This window comes from Vibrio alfacsensis (genome assembly GCF_019670485.1).
Classification (GTDB): Bacteria; Pseudomonadota; Gammaproteobacteria; order Enterobacterales; family Vibrionaceae; genus Vibrio; species Vibrio alfacsensis.
Genome location: NZ_AP024165.1, coordinates 1,476,250 through 1,491,670 on the forward strand (window position 1 = coordinate 1,476,250; position 15,421 = coordinate 1,491,670).

Consider the following 15,421-nt stretch of genomic DNA (forward strand, 5'->3'; position numbering starts at 1 on the left):
AATAATGGGGTAGGGACACTCGGGTCAACAGGCAATGAGCGTTAGAAAAGCTGCTAATCCTACTCTCCATCTCCTTGATTTGCACTGGTTTAATTTCACATTCATGAAACTTAGTATTCATAAATAGCGTATAGGCGAGTTTTTGTTATAGGTTTAACATCTCGCTATCCAAATGCGGTTAAGTCTGTGAACTGTCTATAATTTCTTAGACTAGACTAAATTAGCAACTCGCGTTTAATTCAAGAGGCATTTAATGGAAAATTCTAATCAATCACAGCAACCAACATTTTTGTCTAAAGGTTGGAAATACTTCGTTATCGTTGGCGTAATCATCGCATTGATGGGGGTTGGAGCAATGAGCTTGCCTGTATTGGCAGGGGTAACCATCTCAACCATCGTTGGTGCAGTGCTTTTATTCAGTGGTTTGGTTCAGGCTTATCACACCTTGTCCATTAAGGCATGGGGTGAAAAATTATGGTACGTATTGAGTGCGGTGCTCTACATCATTGGCGGCTTATTCATCTTATTTAAGCCTTTGGCCGGTCTAGTTACCATCACTATGCTGATGGTGATTGTTATGATCTTAAATGGTTTAACTCGTATGTTCTTTGGCTTGAGCAATCGCAGTTTGCCGAGCAGCAACGTGATAGTGTTTAGTGGCGTGATTTCTGTTCTGATTGGCGGTTACTTCTTCATGCTATTGGATGATCCGGCATTTTCTACGACTTTGCTTGGGACATTTGTTGGTATCTCGTTACTTATCGAGGGGATCAGCTTTATCTTCATGGGTATGCAGATGAAGAAGCTTTCTTAAGTTAAATTTTGTCGTCCAAACAATGGTTTTGATAACCGTCATTTAATAACGAAAAAAAGAAATTCGAATCGAAAAATGCCACTCGTTTAAACGGGTGGCATTTTTGTTTGGCATGAATGACGAAGTTAAGACTCGCTGCTGTTGGTAAGAGGGTTACTTCGCTTTTGCTTCATTGAAATGACAAATTGTGGAACGAGTGACATGACAATCATGCCCACCATTAAGCTGTATTGAACGGCAGTGAAGCTTTCTCCAAGTAATATAAATCCCGATAAAATGCCTGCTATCGGGTTTGCGATACCACCAAACGTAAAATCTACGACAGACATACGTTGCAATAACCATACGTACAACCCGTAGCCTAATGCCGTATTGAGTACAATTACCCACAAAAGACCAAGAAGATTCGTCGTTGATGTGTTTTGTACGGCGTGAAGATACGGCTCTGGATTAACACTTGCCAAAACCAATGCTGCAATTGATAGGATGACCCCACCTAAGATGAGCTGCCAAGTGAGCACCGTCCACCAATGCATTTTAGAACCCAGAGATTTGGTCACACTGCTACCGATAACAATGCACATAATTGCACCAAGCATCGCCATCAAGCCCATTGGGTTAAGCGTGATAGAGCTTGGGTCGAATAGAAACCACGCCAATACAATCAGTACAACACCGCTGGTGGCTTGAACTAAATTTGGGCGACGTTGGTAGATGACCCACCCAAATAACATCGCGAAAACAGGAACGGAGATCATGCCTACGCCAGATATTGCAGAGGGCAAGGTCAGTGCCATAACAAAAATAAGGCCAAAGAACAGCGCGATATTGACGGTCCCTAATGCAATGAGGATTTTCCAATCTTGTTTTTTCGGTAAGGATGGCTTGATCGCAAGCAATAGTAATCCAGCAGGGAGCGCCCGCAGCACGCCAAGTAATACGGGTGGCCAGTCTGGCAAAGTAAACTGTGTGACGGCGTACGTCGTGCCCCAGAAAAAAGCCGGGATCATGGCGAATAGAATGTTCATGTAAAGTATCTTCACATTGAGGTATTTATTTGCAAAGGTACGCTTGAGATTGTCGATTATCCATATCTTTTAATAAAAACTCGCACCTTTAACGCGTAGGCGCTATATAAATGTTGTAACAGTGTTAAAGGTGAAGTTATGCGAACGCTTGCTCAATGGCTTGAAGCATATGGTGAAAGCCATCAAAATCCCATTAATCAAAAGATTCATAAGGTTGCGGTACCTGGCATTTTTCTTTCTGTCGTTGGTCTGATTTGGTCTATTCCGCAACTACCATTAGCTGGATTTCACCTCAATTGGGTATGGCTGGTCGCTTTACCTGCTTGGGTGTTTTACTTCCGCCTATCGATAAGCGTATTCATTATGATGATCGGCTACACGATAGCGTGTATTGGTTTGATTTGGTCGATGGAACTTCTAGGCTGGCCAGTGTTACACATTTCGATATTGTTGTTTGGCGTATTGTGGGCATTCCAATTTATAGGCCATAAGATTGAGGGAAAGAAACCGTCATTTTTCGAAGATGTTCAGTTTTTGCTGATTGGCCCAATTTGGGTATTTCGTAAACACTGATTGCTAGTGAACACAGAATGTTAGTAAACACAGAATGTTTGTAAGCGCTGAGTGATAGCAAGCATAGAGTGTTAAACGTAAAGCTCTTTACTTCAATTTTCTAAGGTCGAACCAGAATACGTTTGACCTGTTATCAAGACCCTGTGAGTTTGAAATCCCAATATGGATTTTCCTTTTGTCTCGTCGTTCTGACACGCGAAATCTTCTATTCAACACTATGATTATTCATATACGGCTCCCATCATTTACTAAAGGGGCAATGTTGTCGTAAGTAGCATGCTCGTCATGAGTACCTAATTTGTTGTAAAGGCAATCGTTGTGACAATGTCGCTAAGACAACTAGACAATTACGGTAAAGGGATGCGGTAAAAAATCTTAGATGAAGAATGGAGGTATGATGTACAACCGTGAGCACAAATATGTCTACTGGCGAGAAGAGCGTAAAAAAGGCAAGTGGCATTATATCGTGAAGACATTCCTGATGATTTTTTGTGCATTTTTCCTTGGCAATGTGATTGGACTGATCGTATTTGGTGGGTTGAAGTCAGTTAATGATATTACACAGCAACTTCCCACAGATTTACTTATTATCGTGCTAGTTGGGTTTCCTCTGAGTGTGATCGGCTGGTATCACGAAGAATCTAAATTCTTCCGTGCACTCAAACGTAAAGACAAAAAGCTAAAAGCCCGATTGGATCGCCGAAAGAGAACGAATAAATTGCAAAATTAAATCATGAGCTAACAGTTCTCTTTCTGTTACGTCCACCTTTGGTATTTTTTATGAAGTTTAACAATTTATCGAAGCGATTCTTTTGTTAGATTTGCGTATAGAACATCCCCTTTATCAGGAAATATCATGGATAAAAAAGCGATTCTGCATAGTCAAAAAGTCTACCTGTGCACTGACGAAGAATTAGCAGAGATGCAAACGCAATGCCTAGAAGTTTTGTATGACTACAATCAAACGCGCCCTTCAGAAGGGGATAAACGCAATGAAATACTTCATCGTTTATTTGGTCGTGTAGGAGAGAATTGCTATTTCGAACCGCCACTACGCGCTAATTGGGGATGCCACACTTATGTTGGTGATCATGTTTATGCGAACTTCAATCTGACGTTGGTTGACGACACCCATATCTATATTGGCAATCATGTGATGATTGGGCCCAACGTCACACTGGCAACGGCAGGGCACCCCATTGACCCAGACTTAAGGCGACAAGTGGCTCAGTTTAATATGCCCGTGCATATTGGTGATAATGTTTGGATTGGTGCGCATTCGGTTGTGCTTCCAGGCGTCACCATCGGTAAGAACTCAGTGATCGGCGCAGGCAGTATTGTAACAAAAGACATTCCTGAAAATGTTGTCGCGGTAGGCAATCCGTGTCGGGTGATGCGTGAGATAGGACCGCACGATAGAGAATATTTTTTCAAAGACCGAAAGTTAGAAAGTAACCTAATTTGACGTTCAACGTGTACAAGTGAAAGCCGAGTTAGCTATAGCGACTCGGTTTTTTGTGCGTCATTATTTTAACGTCAAAAACATGGCGAAATAGGTGAATAAATCAGCAGGTTTTTCTTTTAAATCAACGGCTTTTTGTTGATAGCATAGCAAATGCTAGTCGTCTAAGTTAGAGCGATTATTTACAATAGTGCTCCATAATATAATTACTAAAAAGCCTAAATGAAGAAGAATCTAATCGCGATTGCGGTACTATCTACCGTTCTTACAGGATGTAATAACGATGATCCAATCGCACATTTACCAGAAGTTGTTCCACCGACTGATATATTACCACCTGTAGTTGTCCCGCCAACGGATTTGGAGCCACCTATAGTCGTTCCACCGACTGATATTATTCCACCAACAACTTATATCGGTACATTGTTTGCTTCAAACAAACGAGTAATAGGTGAGGTAACCTGCAACGGAAAAGAGTTAATTGACGGTACTTTTGAAGTCTCTCAAGGAACCAGTTTTAGCTGTACCGTTGGTACCGTGCAACTTGGTGATTTTACTGCGCCATTTCCAAAGCAAATTCGTGACAGCATCAGCAATGATAAAGCAGAAGCTTCATTTGATCTGGCAAGCATTCACGGTGATAACGTCACCAAAGTACTTCAGTCTATCGATGTATGTGAGACTCAAGACGAAATTTGCTTAAAAGAAATAGACGCTTTCGATATTGAAGATGTTTTTAATCAAGGATTAAGCGATGAAGCGGTAGACGCATACTTCGCTTCAAAAGAAGAGGAAGCAACCGACGAAGTCGGTAAGGCACCGAGTTCTCACGTTGATGATAAAGTGGTTCCGGCCGTTGATCCTGATGCAAATAGCGATCTGAACTCAAACTTTGTATCAGCAAATGCAGAGTCGGCCTATTCATACAAACCTAGCGCGGAAAGCAAAGTGTTGACGCGCAGCCAACTGACGGATGCTAATGGTCAGCCTCTTGTTGGTATTAGCTACTTTTCAGCCAATTCGGTCGGCTTAACCGATGAAAAAGGTGAGTTTGAATATCTTTGGGGTGATACGTTAACGTTTGGTATCGACACATTTGAATTTGGTCAAGTTCAAGGTAATAAGGTCGACTATAAACTGACTGACGTCACGGACAATAATGTTACCAAGGCGAATATTCAGGCTCTGCTCGAACGCTACGCTTTTAATTCAAATGGTAAGCTTGAAATTACGCAAGAGATCCAAGATACGTTTGCTATGTATCCGAACGTGATCAATGAGTTGATCAATTTGTCTCTTCCAAATGGCGGCAAGCTCGAGGTTGAGGGCTCTGATTTTTCACTTCCGAATGATTTTGAAGAACAATTCAACAATGGTCTGACAGCGACCATCGACCAAGCATTACGGCAACCAGCGTCTTTTGCGACAGCTTTGCGTCAGCCACAGGTTCTATCACTGGACAGCGGTAAGTACGTCACTGAATCATTAAACGCCATTTTCCGCAACGTGAATACATTCCATGTCTTCAATGATAACGGCGCGTTTTACGGAGCAACGGGTTATACACGTGGTATGCGAGCTCTAAATCTCTCTAACCGCGCATTCCCAGTCATGATGCCTCGTGCAGACATCAACCGTGAACTTGATTTTGGTGAGCAGCAAGCATGGACGCGTGAAGGTCGACCATACATTGCCCAGTGGCCAGATATCGATATGCCTGCGATCCCAACGGTGAATAAAGATAACGCTACCTTTGGCTTCCCATTTGTCACTGCGGGTGAGATCGGAACAGGTAAGATTGTGATGATGGGTAACGGAATGTACCCGAGCATCCTGTCATGTCCAGAAAACTATTGGAATAACCGATCTGTTAAGATCGACAGTGACGCGAAAACGTGTACATCGACAAAGACTGAAAACCCGAAACATGATGATCATGGTAGCATGAAGCAATTTTTTGCGAACTTGTTCCAATGGTTTAATGGTGGCCAGTCTACGCAAGGTATGAGTGTTGCGACGAATATCGACAAAGCGTATTTTGCACATCAAAACTCAGCGTTAGGTATGCAATATGATTTCTTCGTGAGTCCAGAATTTGGTTTTGGTAACGTAACGGAGTTAAGCAAAGGTGGCTTTGATGGTCTTTCCGCAGTAGATACGCCAATTCTAATATTGCAAGCTTACCCACCAAAACTGGTTCAAGATGGTATGACGAATCAGTTTGTGGCTGATTTAGACAACCCTAACTTCACACAAGGCGATATCACCGCATTGATTAAGTATGTCAATGAGGGCGGTAATATCTTATTTATGGATGCCATTCAAATAGCAAACCCAGAGCCTATTGGTCGTTTGGCTGATGCAGCAGGTATGTCGGTTGGTGGTCAAAACGTAACACCAACAAACCAAGCATTTTGTGGCAGCTCGTACTACTGTCAGTCTCCATATCCGAACTTGCATGTTAAGGGTGGAACAGAGATGGTTGTGTTGGAGCGCTTCCAAGACAATGATGGAAAGCAGCCATTTACCGTTAATCAAGACGGTTCGGTTGAATGGATTAAAGACGAAACTAAAATTAAGTTTGAGATCCCAACTTACGAAATGCCTAAGCTGAATGCTGAAGGTGAGCCTGAATTTGATGCTCAAGGTAAGCCAGTGATGCTGACCAAACAAGCTCGTATTTTTGTCAACTCTCCACAAGAGCGTCAGGCCGCGATTGCAGAGCTAGAAGCTGCGTTTAAAGGCACCCCTTTATGTGAAAATGAATACGAGTACGAGTTTAACTGTATTGAAACACGCTCAGGTCATGGTTACACCGTTCGTGGTGCTTATCATCGTCCAGATTTTGATCGCTATGAAGTGAGCAAAGATGTTGTAGAGAGCATGGTAAAAGCAGCAAACCTTGGCACTAACTTTACGGCGTTATACAACCATGAACTGTATTACCGTACTAAAGGCAAGCAAGGGATTCGTTTATCTACCACAGAGCTAAATCAAACATACGACAACTTGTCAATTTGGATGTGGAATGATAACCCATACCGTTATGAGACAGGTATTCAAGACGAGCTTGGCTTTAAGCAAACCGTGCAATTCTTAAACTGTTATACCAATGATCAACATCAAACCGATACTGTTGAAGCACAGTGTCCAGTCGATCTAAAAGCTTCGTTAGTAAGCAATGGGATGATCTATGGTGAGGGTGAGCTTAAGGGGCAAATGAACCCAAGTTACCCATTGAACTACATGGAGAAACCGTTAACGCGTATCATGTTGGGTCGTTCGTTCTGGGATAACGAAATTACCGTTGATACCACGCAATATCCAGGTCGTACACCGGGTGTTACTTCTAACGGTAGTGCGGACATTCAAACCAACGGTAAAGCTGTCACCTATTCAGCGGGCAACAACCAGTCTACAGGCTTCTGGGCTCCTCAATTGCAAGAAGTCAAGGTGTCTGGTGGCGTTAAAGCAACGATTTCGGTCATGATGGCGGATGATTTAACAGGTAAACCTAATCATGAAACGGCATTGAAACGTCCGCCACGTATGCAAACAAGCTACGATTATGATGGTGTGAATCTTACATTTAAAGCCCCTTACGGTGGTTTGATTTATATCCAACCAAAAGAGCGTGATCTTGATGTTGTGACGTTTAACCTTGACGGCGTAGAAACAGCAGCATGGTGGAAAGACGGCAAGTGGATAAATACGCCTGAATCTGCGACTGCGCCAATTGCAGAAATTGATACAGGCTCGTTCATTTACACAACGCCAATCAACAATGTGACCTCAATCGATATAGCTCAATTTGCAAAAGACATGAACCGTTTTGCGGATGCAGCGAGTGATTTTTATGGCCGTGATGAAGTGACAGAAGAGGGCGCTCATCGTCGTTTCACATATCCTGAACTAAAAGAGTTCCGTCACCGTTTTGTCAACGACGTTCAGATCTCAATTGGTGCGGCGCACTCGGGCTATCCAGTAATGAACTCGAGCTTTAACGCGAAGAGTACTAATGTCCCAACTCAGGCGAAAAATGATTGGCTACTATGGCATGAAGTAGGCCACAACCTTGCTTCTGCGCCGTTCAATGCGCCGGGTAGTACCGAAGTGACCAACAACCTTTTAGCACTTTACATGCAGGAGCTTGAGGGACGCAATGATAATCCTCGAATGGATCGCATTATTTTCGACATCAAAAAAGCACCGATGTGGTTAGATGCGAATGATGGTCATGCATGGTCTCATGGTGATGCAGGCATGCGCTTAGTCATGTTTGGTCAGCTTAAACTGTGGGCAAAAGTGCACTTCAAGATTGATGATTGGTACAGCAACGGTGACGTTAAGCCAACCATTTATGGCGAAGATGAGGGCTGGAACATGTTCAAGTTGATGCATCGTAAAGCACGTGGTGATGTTCAAGGTGACAATGGTGGCATGAACTATTGTAGCTCGCGTGAAACAGGCCTATCTAATGGTGATCTCATGATGGTTTGTAGCTCTTACGTTTCAGACTATGACTTAAGTGACTTCTTTACCGCTTGGAATGTTGGCGAGACATCAATGACTAACCCAGATGGCACGAAAGTGTACTCAGGTGGTATTAGTCAACAAGCAATAAATATGGTGAAAACGTTAGGTTTGGATAAACCTAAAAATAGTCCATTAGGTGTTGATACATTGAATTACGGTTCAGTGAATTAATCCGCAAGATTAGTTATCAATCGAGTCAATAATATAGAGTCCCTCAACTTCGGTTGGGGGATTTTTTTAGAGCTGCATTTTGAGTAGGAATACGTTACTGTGCTGCCTCCTTAACTTCTCTGAAGCGTATTATGTCCAACGCAAAACTCATTTTAATCCGCGGTTTGCCTGGTTCGGGTAAAACGACATTGGCTAAACAACTGGCTTATTGTCTGAATGCAAAACATTTCGAAGCAGATATGTATTTTGAAAATGCCCAGGGAGACTATCTCTTTGATCAGAATAAGCTTGGCGATGCACATGACTGGTGTTTTTGCCAAACCAAAAAATGGTTGAAACGAAGCCATATCGTGATTGTGAGTAATACATTTGTCAGGCATTGGGAAATGAAGCGTTACTTACAATACTGCAAAAAGCATGATATCGAATTTGAAATTAAAGTTTGCGGCGGAACGTTCAAAAGTATTCACAATGTTCCGAGTGATGTCATAGAGAGAATGCGAGAACAATGGCAACCTTAATCGAAGTTACTTGGGTATATTAGAGTTAATTGTATTGGTTTGATTGCATATATCACTTGTGTATCGTGCGATGGATCGTATAGTTGCAGTCAATAATGGCGAAATGTTAAAAACTTCGGTTCAATAGGGGCGATATAACATTTAAGGTTCGCCCATGCCGCTCAAACTCACACTAATATCAATAGCGATTCTTTCTTCTGCGCCGATTTATGCAGAGTCCACACCATTGCCTCCTGTGTCGTTAGCTGAGTCGTACCAAAATGGTATTGATGTCTCCCAATATTGGTATAGTGAAAAGTTAGATGGCATAAGAGCCTACTGGACAGGGCAGCATTTCGTGACACGCAATGGGAATCGTATCTATGCGCCTGACTGGTTTACGAAAGCTCTGCCAGATTTCCCGCTGGATGGGGAGTTGTGGGCTGGGCGAGGGAATTTCCATTTAGTCCAGCAAACCGTACTTGATAAAAAGCCAGTTGAAGCGGCATGGCGACAGATCGATTTCATGATTTTTGACATGCCATACTCGGCGGGAGACTACCAGAAACGTTACTATAATATTCAAGCATTGGTGTTTGATATCGATGCCCAGCACATAAAATACGTCGAGCATCGGCCGATAAAAGATGAGGAGCACCTGTTTTATCAACTGGATCGTATTGCACAGTCTGATGGTGAGGGCGTCATGCTAAGAAAGGTTTCTAGCCGATATCAAGCAGGGAGAGGCAGTGACTTACTTAAGCTGAAACGATATCAAGATGCCGAAGCGAGAGTGATAGGCTACAAGCCTGGTACAGGTCGCTTACTCGGTATGATGGGCGCGTTATTGGTAAGATTGGACGATGGTACAGAGTTTTACATTGGCAGTGGATTTACTGACGAGTTGAGGAAAACCCCTCCTCAGATTGGCACAACAATAACGTTTCGACACAATGGTCATACCCATACAGGAAAGCCTAGATTTGCACGATTTTTAAGGGAAAGAGTGCAATAGTTTGTCTTAAACCTGTCTTCCTTGGAGGTGGTAATTCCTTTCTAATTACGTCCTACGTTGGTTCCACAACGTTTGAAAAGGTCTTTCCAAAACTCGACGTGTGCAATTGTGTTTCTTCGAAATGCATCATGAGCGTTCTTGATGCCATAGTGCTCTCCATGAGCGGCCATTCTATTGTTGATCAGATCAATACCTACGCTCAGTTGCTGGTAGGTGCTGTCGAGAAACGCCATATAAGGCTGAACTTCATCAATATATACGTTTTGAAAGACATTTCTTAGATACCGAAATTGTGTCGTATCTCGGTTGGCATTACAGATAATGTTTGCTTGGTTTTGTTCAAGCATTTGAGTGATTTGTTTGAGCCATTCTGCAGCGTTGAGCAAAGAGTAATAGAGTGATCCAATGGTACGGCTTTTTTCTAACGATTCTTGATAAAGGGTAACAGGGGTATCGGGTAAACGAGAGATAACCTGATACGGCGCTTGATAGAATTGATCGAACATAAAAAAAGCATCCTTGATAGGCGCGATTTGGTTCTTACTTTCAGTTGATAGCCATCGAGCACTAGTCAGTTGTTTTCGCATCACGTCACTGGCAAGAAAAACATTATCTAAATGTACTAACAAGTGTTGCCATTTGAGCTTATAGAGCTGTTCCAACTTTTTATTTTCTTGTTCATTTAATGCAAAGTCATTCAGACAAGTGTTGAGCGTGCGCAACAAACTCGTTTGATAGTCTAGGTTATAAAAAGCGTCTTGAACTTTTCCTAACGAGGAGTTTTTTTCTGCAAGTAAATGAAATAGGCCGCATTCTCTTAGTTGGTAGCTTTCGAGTAAACCTAGGGAAAGTCGAGGCAACTCATGAAAAAGGGATCGTTTATCGGGAATGGTGATGGGGGGAGATTCGGTAGTGGTCGTTGGAGCGACCTCAAGTACATTCGCTAAGCGTTGATTGTACTTTTCAAATAACCTGCGCTCTGGCTGTTGCCAATAATCACATCCACTAAGCCAAAGCGTAAGTATTGCGAATATCGTTGTCGTAAGTGATGCTTTCACAACTATCCCTCAGTCATCTTGTAGGTCGAGTCCACTTAAATATTGAACCTTAAGTCGGGAAAATCGCAGCCATTTACAAATTAGATAATGTAAAATTTTTATCCCCAGTTGAGGTTGAGTATATTCAACGGTTGTACAGATGAAGCAGCAGTTTGGATCAAAAAAGCCAGCACAACGCTGGCTTTAAATTTATTTTTTACAAAAGTTATTGCTGTGAAAAATTCAATTGTACTTGTGGTTCTTGATGATGCATCCAACGTAAACGAACACCAAGTAAGATTGCAGCAGAAGTTAGGCCAATAATAAAGCCTAGCCAAAAACCCTGTGCGCCCATCGGTTCAACAATCCAATCTGTACGGCCTAGGATGTAACCCATCGGTAAACCGAGGATCCAATACGCAATAAATGTACGATTGAAAATAGCTCGCATGTCTTTGTAACCGCGAAGTGCGCCTGCTGCGACAACTTGCACCGCATCGGTACATTGATAAATAGCGGCCAGGATAAACAATTGCATTGCAAGGGTAATGACTTCTGCATTGCTTGTGTATAGTTTCGCAATGGACTCACTGAAAGCTACCGTGATAAATGCCGTCATAAACGACAAGCAGAGGCCGACCATGATACCAACGCGAGACGCAACACGAGCACCATCTACATTATTTTCACCTAGGCGATGACCAACACGAATACTGACTGCGGCACCAATACTCATTGGTAGCATGAACACCAGTGATGAGAAGTTGATAGCAACTTGGTGTGCTGCAACAACAATTGAACCAAGCGGTGAAACCAAAAGCGCAACCACGGCAAACAGCGTTACTTCAAAAAAGAGTGCAGCCGCAACAGGAAAACCAAGCTTAAATAGGCGAATTTGCGCTTTTAGCTGTGGTTTATGGAATTCACCAAAAAGATTGATGCTTTTTAGTCGGGCAGAGGTTGTAACGTAAAGCAATAAAAGACTGAACATTACCCAATAAACAATGGCTGTCGCCACGCCACATCCGACACCACCAAGGGCTGGTGCACCAAACTTACCATATACGAATACCCAGTTAAGTGGGATATTTAGCATAAGTCCGATAAAGCCGATCACCATGGCCGGTTTTGTTAAAGACATGCCATCTGTTAGGCTTCGCAACGTTTGGAATAGTAAGAACGCAGGTACAGCAAACATAACGGCATGGATATAACCGATGGTTTTCTCTGCCATCACCGCTTCAACGTCCATGATCTGCAGAATAAATTGAGTCTGAAATAGCACACCTAAAATAGGCACACTGATCAGAAGCGCAAGTACCGCACCTTGTTGAATTTCAAACGGTATTTGATTTCGGCGACCGGAGCCGTTCAATTGGGCAACAATTGGTACGAGCGCCATTAGTAACCCAATACCAAATAGAATGGATGGTAACCAAATGCTAGAAGCAACAGAAACGGCAGCCATATCCGTTGCGCTCACACCGCCAGCCATGACGGTATCAACAAAACCCATGCCTGTTTGTGCGACAGAAGCGATCAACACAGGGGTTGCTAGCTTAATTAGGCTTGACGCCTCTTCTTTGTAGCGATGCACGAAATACTCCAGAGTGGAACAAAAGTGATTATGAAAACGTTATATACATCAGTGGCTTAAAAGTTTAATAAACTAGAGCTTTGTCACTGATTGGGTGTAAGGAAAATTGGCGAAGCGTAGCCGATCGCGTTTTCCTAAATATTTTAGAGTGCATGAGAACGAAGATGTGATAAACGGGTGGTTGATTTTCACTACAATATGGTGAAAAAATGTCTCTAGAAACTCCGCGGCGATAATAAACAATTGTTCGAATAGATACCATACTTTCGGCGTCTGCATTTACGATTATTCTCGGTTTGACGCAGGTACGCGAAATATACCGATACACAAGATAGATATTGGCGTAGAGCGAATACCAAAACGTACAAAGCCAGTACTTCAAAAATAGGTAATGATGATGTTTACAGGAATAGTGCAGGGCACAGCGAAAATTGTTCACATTGATAAAAAGGAACGTTTTCAAACTCATATCGTTGAATTACAAGGGCACTTAGCGCAGGGACTAGAGGTCGGCGCATCGGTCGCTCATAATGGTTGTTGTTTGACGGTGACAAAAATAGAGGGCGAGCAAGTCAGCTTTGATTTGATGCAAGCCACGCTAGCGTTAACGAACCTAGGAGAACTAACGTCTGGAGACTGCGTTAATATTGAGCGTGCAGCAAAATTTGGCGATGAGATTGGCGGGCACAGCATGTCTGGCCACATTAGTCTCATGGGGCAGATTGTAGAGGTGCTTGATACGCCCAATAACCGTACGATTTGGTTTGAAGTGCCTGAGGGTTCAATGAAGTATGTGTTGTCAAAAGGCTATATTGGTTTAGATGGTTGTTCTCTAACGATTGGAGAAGTGACGGATAATCGATTCTCGGTGCATTTGATTCCTGAAACTTTACAAAGAACCTTATTTGGTGGTCGTAAGGTGGGGGATAAGGTGAATATTGAATTTGATCCTCAAACACAAGCCATTGTCGATACGGTTGAACGAGTCCTTGCGGCGAAACACTTGGCTTAGTTGCCGTTTTCCTGAGTGTACCATTTGCTTTCGTGTGTACCATTTGTTTTAGTGTAAAAAGAGCGTGACTTGTAAAACACAAAAGGAGCATTTGATTGCTCCTTTTTTCAATGCTTTATCGGTAATGTGAATCTAGGGTGCTCATTTCACGTTGTCTAGACTCCGGTAATCATGTTCGACATTTAGTGTGCTTTCCTATTCATAGTTGTCGTCGATAAACAGCTCTACTTTGTCATGTAATTCATCCACTTTCATATTTAAGTGAATGGCATGACAGCATGCAGGGCAATCATCATAAAATTCTTGGTTTCCATTACTCGCATCTAGAGTAATGCCAATTGAGTGCCCACAATGGGGGCATTTTACATGTCTTTCAGTATAATTTTGCATACAAAACTCCTCGTATTGCAGGGCTTTTAATACTTAGATCTACAGTTACATGGAACAATAGTTACGTAGATTCATAGTTACGTAGATCTATAATTAATTAGTTTTATAAATACTTAGATTTCTAAATGCCTAGAATTCCAAATACATAGTTTTCTAATTTTTTGGCATAACGAAAATACAGCCCTTAATCACTCACCTCTTAGGTTGAGGTACAATCTAAGCAGAGTTAACTAGAATATTAGGTGTTGTTGTTGCTAATTGAGTCGAAATAAGTACAAAAGTTGACCCCAAACTCAGCATTTGAGCTTGGGGATATTTTGAAAGTGATTTGCGTCGAAAATTTACATTTTGAAATGTGATTTACCTGTTAAATCAATAAGAAATGATTTTCTTTATTGTGGACTGTGCTTGTTCCAAATAGTGACCACCAAAAAGATTACAGTGGTTAAGGACATGATAGAGGTTATAGACATCTTTACGGTCATCGTAACCAGGAGGAAGAGGCATAACTGATTCATATCCTTGATAAAATTCTTGTTGGAATCCACCAAATAATTCCGTCATAGCCATGTCACATTCTCGGTCACCCCAATAGCAAGCAGGATCAAAGCAGATAGGGCCAAATGGAGTTAGAGCAGAGTTACCATTCCAAAGGTCACCATGAAGTAATGACGGGGATGGTGTGTGATTGGCAAGAAGCTGTTTCACGACGCCAATAAAGTCATCAATGTCGACCAAAGAAATGCCTTTTTCTTTTAGGAGTTGCAACTGCCAGCCAATACGCTGCTCGGCAAAAAAGACGTTCCATTTCTTATGCCATTGATTTGGCTGCAATGTAGAACCAATGTAATTGTCTGTATCGAAACCAAATTCTTTTTGCTCGCCCCATGAATGTAATTCGGCTAGCTTTTGTCCAAAAACGAAGCTGTTCTTTGGATCATCCAACGGTTTGGTCGGGAGGTAGTTCAAAATAATGAACGCATGTGTTTTGGTTTTTCCGACTAAAACGACTTCAGGTACAAATACGGTCGATGTTTCACGTAAAAGGTGGAGACTCTCCGCCTCAACTTCAAATTTGGAGAGAAATTCTCGGTCATTAATCTTAACGAAGTAGCGCTGTTCGCCATCGTTGATCATATAGCTTTCACTAATATCCCCTCCAGAAAGTCTTACTTTCTCTTTGATTTGAAATTCGAACAACAAAGTATCAGAGAGCTGTTGCGATATTGCTTGCCACATACAAAACCTCGTTAATCTATTTGACCAACAATAGTTTAGGATAAATG

General features: G+C 42.2%; 13 protein-coding genes. 8 read left to right on the forward strand and 5 right to left on the reverse strand.

Annotation, left to right across the window (positions count from 1 at the left end):
* Window positions 1–253: 253 nt before the first annotated feature.
* Window positions 254–814: an HdeD family acid-resistance protein gene (locus VA249_RS07185; protein ID WP_221069637.1), complete on the forward strand. Its 561-nt coding sequence runs from the start codon at window positions 254–256 to the stop codon at window positions 812–814.
* A 125-nt stretch (window positions 815–939) separates the two neighbouring features.
* Here VA249_RS07185 and VA249_RS07190 read toward each other — a convergent pair whose 3' ends face one another.
* Complete coding sequence (locus tag VA249_RS07190) at window positions 940–1,842, reverse strand: DMT family transporter (protein WP_221069638.1); 903 nt, start codon at window positions 1,840–1,842, stop codon at window positions 940–942.
* A gap of 138 nt (window positions 1,843–1,980) precedes the next feature.
* Between VA249_RS07190 and VA249_RS07195 the strand changes: the two genes are divergently transcribed.
* The 6 genes from VA249_RS07195 (at window position 1,981) to VA249_RS07220 (ending at window position 10,099) form a co-directional block, all read left to right on the forward strand.
* Window positions 1,981–2,415, forward strand: a complete 435-nt coding sequence (locus VA249_RS07195) for an Mpo1 family 2-hydroxy fatty acid dioxygenase (RefSeq protein WP_221069640.1) — start codon at window positions 1,981–1,983, stop codon at window positions 2,413–2,415.
* Between the two features lie 397 nt (window positions 2,416–2,812).
* Window positions 2,813–3,145 carry a hypothetical protein gene (locus tag VA249_RS07200; protein WP_221069863.1) on the forward strand — a complete coding sequence of 111 codons (333 nt, stop codon included), beginning with the start codon at window positions 2,813–2,815 and terminating at the stop codon, window positions 3,143–3,145.
* 126 nt (window positions 3,146–3,271) lie between these two features.
* Window positions 3,272–3,880: a sugar O-acetyltransferase gene (locus VA249_RS07205; RefSeq protein ID WP_221069642.1), complete on the forward strand. Its 609-nt coding sequence runs from the start codon at window positions 3,272–3,274 to the stop codon at window positions 3,878–3,880.
* A gap of 219 nt (window positions 3,881–4,099) precedes the next feature.
* Window positions 4,100–8,584, forward strand: a complete 4,485-nt coding sequence (locus VA249_RS07210) for an SslE/AcfD family lipoprotein zinc metalloprotease (RefSeq protein ID WP_221069651.1) — start codon at window positions 4,100–4,102, stop codon at window positions 8,582–8,584.
* A 128-nt stretch (window positions 8,585–8,712) separates the two neighbouring features.
* Window positions 8,713–9,105 (forward strand): AAA family ATPase, encoded by a 393-nt coding sequence (locus VA249_RS07215; RefSeq protein WP_338062325.1) that lies wholly within the window; start codon window positions 8,713–8,715, stop codon window positions 9,103–9,105.
* Window positions 9,106–9,259: 154 nt separating this feature from the next.
* Window positions 9,260–10,099: a DNA ligase gene (locus tag VA249_RS07220; RefSeq protein ID WP_221069654.1), complete on the forward strand. Its 840-nt coding sequence runs from the start codon at window positions 9,260–9,262 to the stop codon at window positions 10,097–10,099.
* A 41-nt stretch (window positions 10,100–10,140) separates the two neighbouring features.
* On the opposite strand, the gene VA249_RS07225 is transcribed toward VA249_RS07220, so the two are convergent.
* Both VA249_RS07225 and VA249_RS07230 read right to left on the reverse strand, forming a co-directional pair.
* A complete protein-coding gene (locus VA249_RS07225) occupies window positions 10,141–11,157 on the reverse strand; it encodes a DUF3080 domain-containing protein (protein WP_221069656.1) in 1,017 nt (338 codons plus the stop codon).
* A gap of 205 nt (window positions 11,158–11,362) precedes the next feature.
* A complete protein-coding gene (locus VA249_RS07230; protein WP_221069657.1) occupies window positions 11,363–12,733 on the reverse strand; it encodes an MATE family efflux transporter in 1,371 nt (456 codons plus the stop codon).
* 397 nt (window positions 12,734–13,130) lie between these two features.
* On the opposite strand from VA249_RS07230, the gene VA249_RS07235 reads away from it, so the two are divergent.
* The gene (locus VA249_RS07235; RefSeq protein WP_221069234.1) at window positions 13,131–13,745 is read left to right on the forward strand and encodes a riboflavin synthase subunit alpha; all 615 of its coding nucleotides are present in this window, start codon (window positions 13,131–13,133) and stop codon (window positions 13,743–13,745) included.
* 195 nt (window positions 13,746–13,940) lie between these two features.
* Here VA249_RS07235 and VA249_RS07240 read toward each other — a convergent pair whose 3' ends face one another.
* Window positions 13,941–14,135 (reverse strand): CPXCG motif-containing cysteine-rich protein, encoded by a 195-nt coding sequence (locus VA249_RS07240; protein WP_128810909.1) that lies wholly within the window; start codon window positions 14,133–14,135, stop codon window positions 13,941–13,943.
* A 372-nt stretch (window positions 14,136–14,507) separates the two neighbouring features.
* Complete coding sequence (locus VA249_RS07245; RefSeq protein WP_221069233.1) at window positions 14,508–15,374, reverse strand: fructosamine kinase family protein; 867 nt, start codon at window positions 15,372–15,374, stop codon at window positions 14,508–14,510.
* Window positions 15,375–15,421: the final 47 nt, after the last annotated feature.

Bases quoted from the DNA above. Each gene is read 5' to 3' on its own strand.
- VA249_RS07185 (WP_221069637.1), top strand. From the start codon at position 254: ATGGAAAATTCTAATCAATCACAGCAACCAACATTTTTGTCTAAAGGT.
- VA249_RS07190 (WP_221069638.1), bottom strand. From the start codon at position 1,842: ATGAACATTCTATTCGCCATGATCCCGGCTTTTTTCTGGGGCACGACG.
- VA249_RS07195 (WP_221069640.1), top strand. From the start codon at position 1,981: ATGCGAACGCTTGCTCAATGGCTTGAAGCATATGGTGAAAGCCATCAA.
- VA249_RS07200 (WP_221069863.1), top strand. From the start codon at position 2,813: ATGTACAACCGTGAGCACAAATATGTCTACTGGCGAGAAGAGCGTAAA.
- VA249_RS07205 (WP_221069642.1), top strand. From the start codon at position 3,272: ATGGATAAAAAAGCGATTCTGCATAGTCAAAAAGTCTACCTGTGCACT.
- VA249_RS07210 (WP_221069651.1), top strand. From the start codon at position 4,100: ATGAAGAAGAATCTAATCGCGATTGCGGTACTATCTACCGTTCTTACA.
- VA249_RS07220 (WP_221069654.1), top strand. From the start codon at position 9,260: ATGCCGCTCAAACTCACACTAATATCAATAGCGATTCTTTCTTCTGCG.
- VA249_RS07235 (WP_221069234.1), top strand. From the start codon at position 13,131: ATGTTTACAGGAATAGTGCAGGGCACAGCGAAAATTGTTCACATTGAT.
- VA249_RS07240 (WP_128810909.1), bottom strand. From the start codon at position 14,135: ATGCAAAATTATACTGAAAGACATGTAAAATGCCCCCATTGTGGGCAC.
- VA249_RS07245 (WP_221069233.1), bottom strand. From the start codon at position 15,374: ATGTGGCAAGCAATATCGCAACAGCTCTCTGATACTTTGTTGTTCGAA.